Genomic DNA, 4,951 nt, shown 5'->3' with positions numbered 1-4,951 from the left:
GCAAATAACGTATCTGATGTCCGTTACAGCAAGTTTGGTTACTCAATCTTCTAATTCCACCCTTCTTTTACTTCGAACGCTCATTATGAGTTTGAATAAATTACAACCAGCAATCTAGCCACGTACCCCCACCCAAAGCAGGCGCGCGGCTATCACGTTAGTCCCCATCTGTGGATTGAGTTTGAACCAAACTACAGCCAACAACCAGCCACGCTCCCCTCCCAGAGCAGGTGCGCAGCTACAACAATCACATTAATCCTCAACTGCACTTGAAGTATCATAGCTTCGCTTTATCGTACAAAACCTCACCTAACGGACATAGGATCCGTTATTTATCACAAATAACGTCCACAACAAATTTAACGGACATACGATCCGCTATTTGTCCCATTTCGAGCATAAACCTACCTTTTTAAGCCCAATAGCGTACCCTATGTCCGTTAGCTACCCCAAAAGTAAGGAAAAGGAGCAAATAGCGTATCTGATGTCCGTTACCTTCTCTAAAAAGCAATACACAGGAGCTTCCACTCCCACCGATTAGATGACTTAATCCTGAGATTCATATGCTCCAATCATTCGTGGAACATAGCTTAGCTGCTTGTTTAAATCCTAGATGCAGCAACCACTCGCTAAGCAACGCAACATCCCAGCAAAGGCGTAACTTAAAACGGGCTACACTACCCAACAACCCTAATGTGTTTAAAACAAAAACAGCAGGCTCGAGGATCACCTCATGCCTGCTGTTTCTTTTATGACTATAGAATCATCGTACCCATCCGTTTAGCGGACTCCATCATGACCGGGGCGTATTCCCTCATCGTGTCCATGGTCATCCTGCTGGCTGGACCCGACACGGATAATGCAGCAGCGAGCTTGCCGGTACGGTTAAAGATAGGCGCCGAAAGCGCCGCAGCTCCCGGTTCCCGTTCCTCGAAGCTTGTGGCATATCCCTGCATACAAATCTCTTCGAGCTGCTGCTTGTATTGATCCAGATCCAGAGAGTACAGCCAAGCTGGATCTCCAAAAATGCTTTCCTGTACGATCGGATCTGAATAAGCGATTAGCACCTTACTCGATGCACCTGCATAAAGCGGCAGTCTCACGCCTACAGGCGCTACCCGCCTAACGGGTTGATTGCTTTGCACGGCTTGCATACGGATCCGCTCAGAGCCGTCTCTTACGTATATGCTAACGGTCTCGCCCAGCTGGTCGCGTAAACGCTCCATCTCAGGCAGCCATATTGTTGCTTGATCATCTGAACGTGATAAATGGGCTGACAGCTCCCACATTTTTAAACCCAAATGATATCGGTCTGTCGAGCGATCGCGCTCGATGAAGCCTTTCTCTTCGAGCGTGGCGAGCATCCGGTGCACCGTGCTTTTGTGCAGGCCAACCTGTTCGGCAATCTCAGTCATTGCCCAGTCTGTTTTTGAAATAAAACACAGCAATATATCAAGCGCCCGATCCACTGCTCGAACCGTCGATTTTCCATCTTCCATGCAGCCACAGCTCCCTCTCCAAAAGTTTCATCCAATGAAACCGATTCTCATTCAGTATAACTCATCGCTTCCATTATCGTAAAGAACAGTTGTTTACATTACAGTAATATTACAAATGATTAACATTACCTCGACAACAATTGACAGGCTTATAGGACCGGACTACGATAAAAGTACTAGATAAGAAAAGCGCTTACAACGATCCGAATATATGAGTCTAATGGACGGTTACTTACAGAGGGAGGACAACGACATGAGCACGACTATAATGACACCATTGCCACTTGAAGGCGGATTTCCAAAAAACCTTCATCCCTTCCCGCTTGGCGATTCGGATAACCTGTCCCAATTGCGCAAAACCAAAAGCCGCAGCAAGCATTTGCTGGTTGCTTCCATTGCTTCCCTTACGGCAATGTGTTTGATTGCTGTCATTATTTTTCATGGCTATGTCGCATGGATGCTTGCATACCCTTATGTAGCCCCACTCTCCTCTAATCCGCAAGCGGCTATCGGCCTAGATTACGAGGATGTCATTTTCCCTAGCAAAAGCGGAAATACGACGGTCAGCGGCTGGTTCATCCCTGCAGAGAGTGATGCAAGCGAAGCGGCTCCTTCAGCACGAACTGTTGTTTTCAGCCACGGTTATGGCGCTAATCGCGAAGAATCATGGGTACCGATGTATGAGCTCTCGAAGCTGCTGCACGGTTTAAACTATAATATATTGTTGTTTGACTACGGCTATGCATCTAAGGAGTACAAAGCTCCGGCCACTGGCGGCCTTGAGGAGTCACAACAGCTGCTTGCTGCAGTAGATTATGCAAAATCACGCGGAGCGGAGGACATCGTCGTCTGGGGCTTCTCAATGGGTGCAGGAACGGCACTGCAAGCAGGACTGCAGACCGATGAAATTGACGCCATGATACTCGACAGTCTTTTCATCCCGAGCCCCGAGGCATTATTTGATAACTTGAATCAATTTGTTTCATTGCCGCAGTTCTCTTTGCCGCTTATTGAATCGATGATCCCCCTTTGGACGGGTACAAGCTTTGGATCTATTCCGGCAAGCGAGGTTTTATCTAACGTTTACGATATCCCGTTATTTATCATCCATGGCACAGAAGATTCAAAGGCTCCTTACCAAACGGCAGAGGCTATTGCTGATGGGCAAGGCAACGTTCTATCTCGTTCTTGGATCGTTCCCGAAGGCAAACACGAATTGCTGTTCCAAGTTCATCCGAGTGAATATATCCAAAGAGCAGCCTTATTTCTAAGCCAAGTCGATCAACAGCTCCAAGCAGAACGAACATAATAATGAAGCACGACATAAGCCCGCTTACCGACGAATACATCTAACATAGATGCATTTGTTGCGAAAAAGGGAGGCGATGGTCGTGCTTTTTGTTTATGGAACGCTCATGCCCGTTCGCGTAATGGAATTAGTTAGACATTGGAAGCTGCAAGAGAAAGAGCATATCGCTGTTATTTTGCAGGCAGCGCCTGAGATGGAGCGTCAGTATGTTCAGCTTCTCCAAGCATGGGAGCCTGTTTTCTCCAATACCGCTCAATATACTAATCAATGGCTGGATGAATGGCTTCCCATTCCGTCACGCTTGCCATCCTATATGGAACAAACGATTGAAGCGGTTGTAGAGACATCCCTTGAACAATCAAGAACGTATGTCGATCAACTCAGGCAGCTAACTGAGCGCACCGCGTCGGCTTCTTCTGATGTCACCAAATCCGTCATCTCTCACGCCATTCGTGAATCCAACTATTATATCGGCTTAATGAGCTCCTATCGACAAAAGGTAACCAGCTCAGGCAATAATCAGCACCGTGCAATTGTCCAGCAAGTCCCCATCGGGGGACACACACTGCCTCCTCTGCCCTATGCTTACAGTGCCCTTGAGCCTTATATCGATGAGCATACGATGCGAATCCATCATGATATACACCATCAGTCCTATGTCGATGGTCTAAATGAAGCGGAATTGCAGCTCAAAATCGCACGCGAGACGAATCAATTTGAGCTGGTTAAGCATTGGGAGCGAGAGCTTGCTTTTAACGGTGCCGGCCACTACTTACATACTCTATTCTGGAGCATCATGACACCCTATGGTGGAGGTGAGCCGATAGGAGCTCTGAGCCAGCAAATCCGAAATGATTTTGGCAGCTTCTCCGCCTTTAAGAATCAATTCAGCAAGGCAGCGGCGAAGGTGGAGGGAAGCGGCTGGGCGATTCTAGTTTGGAGTCCACGCAGCAGCCGGCTTGAAATATTAACCGCAGAGAAACATCAGAATTTATCACAATGGGATGTTATACCTTTGTTAGCCTTGGATGTATGGGAACATGCTTATTATTTAAAACATCAAAACAAACGGCCTGAGTATATTCAGGATTGGTGGAATGTCGTGAATTGGACCTTCGTTAGTGATCGATTTGAAGAAGCTCGAAAGCTTGTGTGGGTGCCATTTTAATCTATTTAGCAAAAAAAGCCCGACACGGGAGCTGGGGACTAACCCCGGTTCACTGTCGGACTTTTTCAAAATATAAGAAAGCATATCATTTTAAACTGGTACCCATACACTGGACACTTTGAAAAAAGGGGTTAGTGTATGGGTACCTTTTTTGTATACTAGAGTGAATAGTGGGGGCGGTCATATGAGTAAAAAACACTTTAATCTATATGAACAAGAACAGTTAGCTAACAACCCGTATGTCTTACGAGTCAGCGAAAAATCAATTACGTATGCTGATGAATTCAAACGTGTGTTCATTGACCAATATGTATCGGGACGAACTCCGAGGGAGATTTTTGAAACCAGTGGATTTCAAGTGGAGATCCTCGGGTTGAAGCGGATCGAACAATGTGCAGATCGTTGGAAGAAAGCGTACGAAAAAGATGGGATTACGGGACTTGCGGACTCGAGAAAAGAAGCGGTTCTACGTCCATCAAAACGAGATTTATCTCCTGAAGAGATTATTGCCAGGCAGGATGCAAAGATTAGACTTTTGGAGGCTCAACTGGCATACGTAAAAAAGTTAGACAGGAACGAAAGGAGGCTAACAGCAAACGGAAAGATCCTAAATCCGAGTGATTGTTTTAACCTTATTCAGGAAGCTGTTCAACAAGGTTTGGGGCGAATGACACGTTACCTTTGTCAACTGCTTGACGTGTCACGCTCTGGCTTTTATAACTACCTTCACTCTGCTGACAAGCGTCAGGAGCGTACGTTAGCGGATGAGCAAGCAGGTGCACTTATCAAGAAAGCCTTTCATCGAAGAGGTTATAAAAAAGGCTCCCGATCCATTAAGATGACGCTCCAGAGCGAATATGACACCTGTTACAATCTAAAGCGAATTCAAAGGCTAATGAAAAAATTTGACCTCGTTTGTCCTCATCGAAAACCTAACCCGTATCGACTTATGACCAAAGCTACACTCGAACACCG

4 protein-coding genes are annotated in these 4,951 nt (G+C 46.3%); 3 read left to right on the top strand and 1 reads right to left on the bottom strand.

Annotated elements, in window-relative coordinates; translation table 11 throughout:
• Window positions 1–755: 755 nt before the first annotated feature.
• Window positions 756–1,499, bottom strand: coding sequence for an IclR family transcriptional regulator (locus BK120_RS34150; RefSeq protein ID WP_076271916.1), 744 nt, complete (start codon window positions 1,497–1,499; stop codon window positions 756–758).
• A 253-nt stretch (window positions 1,500–1,752) separates the two neighbouring features.
• Here BK120_RS34150 and BK120_RS34145 point away from each other — a divergent pair, with 253 nt between their 5' ends.
• The 3 genes from BK120_RS34145 to BK120_RS34135 all read left to right on the top strand — a co-directional run.
• Window positions 1,753–2,808: an alpha/beta hydrolase gene (locus tag BK120_RS34145; protein ID WP_076271915.1), complete on the top strand. Its 1,056-nt coding sequence runs from the start codon at window positions 1,753–1,755 to the stop codon at window positions 2,806–2,808.
• A gap of 82 nt (window positions 2,809–2,890) precedes the next feature.
• Window positions 2,891–3,976, top strand: coding sequence for a Fe-Mn family superoxide dismutase (locus BK120_RS34140; RefSeq protein WP_076271914.1), 1,086 nt, complete (start codon window positions 2,891–2,893; stop codon window positions 3,974–3,976).
• A gap of 184 nt (window positions 3,977–4,160) precedes the next feature.
• A partial coding sequence (locus BK120_RS34135) for an IS3 family transposase (protein ID WP_144376928.1) occupies window positions 4,161–4,951 on the top strand: 791 nt, incomplete at its 3' end.

Source organism: Paenibacillus sp. FSL A5-0031 (assembly GCF_001956295.1).
Taxonomy (GTDB): domain Bacteria; phylum Bacillota; class Bacilli; order Paenibacillales; family Paenibacillaceae; genus Pristimantibacillus.
The sequence above is the reverse complement of the archived record's forward strand: the minus strand, read 5'-3'. Positions and strand labels throughout refer to the sequence as shown.

What these genes read in the sequence shown, in the direction of transcription:
- BK120_RS34150 (WP_076271916.1), bottom strand. Translation starts at nt 1,499, where the DNA reads ATGGAAGATGGAAAATCGACGGTTCGAGCAGTGGATCGGGCGCTTGAT.
- BK120_RS34145 (WP_076271915.1), top strand. Translation starts at nt 1,753, where the DNA reads ATGAGCACGACTATAATGACACCATTGCCACTTGAAGGCGGATTTCCA.